At 70.5% G+C, this 1,054-nt stretch carries 1 protein-coding gene; it reads left to right on the forward strand.

Translation table 11 applies throughout. From position 1 onward, the window contains the following. Positions 1 to 141: 141 nt before the first annotated feature. The gene (locus tag L978_RS17905) at positions 142 to 942 is read left to right on the forward strand and encodes an alpha/beta fold hydrolase (RefSeq protein WP_197055690.1); all 801 of its coding nucleotides are present in this window, start codon (positions 142 to 144) and stop codon (positions 940 to 942) included. Positions 943 to 1,054 lie beyond the last annotated feature (112 nt).

A 1,054-nucleotide genomic window follows, 5' to 3' on the forward strand; every position in this document is an offset into this window, starting at 1 on the left:
CCCCCTCCTCCCTCCCCTTTGGGTCGAGGCCCCCGCGGCTCGTCGAGGCCCCCTCCTGTACACGCGTATGGGAGGGGGCCTCGACGGTGAAAGGGGGCGTCGGCCGGAGGGGAGGGACAGGGGAGGGACAGAATGGATGGCGTGACCGTCCCGCTCTCCGACCTGACCTCCATGCCCGACCCCCAGCACGTGTACGCCCTCGACGGCACACGGCTGGCCACCTACACCTGGGGCGAGCTCGATGCCCCCGTCGTGGTGATCGTGCACGGCTTCGCCTCGAGCGCGCGCGACAACTGGGTGCTCACCGGGTGGGTGCGCGCGCTCACGGGCGCCGGATACCGCGTACTGGCACTCGACCAACGCGGGCACGGCCTCAGCGAGAAGCCGCATGACCCCGAAGGGTACCGCATCCGCACCCTCGTGACGGACGTCGAGACCGTGATGGACACGTACCTGGTCGACGACGCCTTCTACGTCGGATACTCGCTCGGAGCCCGCGTGGGATGGGAGGTCGTCCGTGAGCTTCCGCACCGCATCGGACGGGCCGTGCTGGGTGGCGTGCCCGACGGCATCCCCCTCGCCCGGCTCGACCTCGACCAGGTGCGGGCCTACATCGCGGACGGCACTCCCGTCGCGGATCGGACCACGCAGAACTACATCACGCTCACCGAGAGGGTTCCCGGCAACGACCTGCAGGCGCTGGTCGCGCTCGCGGAGGGCATGCGGGCCTCGGGCATGATCGACCCCGATCCTTCGGATGCTCCGACCCGGCCGATCCTCTTCGCCACCGGCTCCAAGGACGCGATCATCGAAGGGTCCCGGGCTCTGGCTGCCGCGGCCCCCGACGGGCGGTTCTTCGAGATCCCGAACCGGAACCACTTCAACGCGCCCGGCTCGCGCGACTTCAAGGAAGCGGCGGTCGCGTTCCTCGCCGAGGCATAGCGAGGCATAGCGAGGCATAGCGAGGCATAGCGCCGAAACCCCCCTCCGCCGCCGAGACCCCCTCCTGCTGGCGTCAGCAGGAGGGGGTCTCGGCGAGGTGCGGGGGTCTCGG

It is taken from the genome of Microbacterium sp. ZOR0019, assembly GCF_000800925.1.
Classification (GTDB): Bacteria; Actinomycetota; Actinomycetes; order Actinomycetales; family Microbacteriaceae; genus Microbacterium; species Microbacterium aurugineum.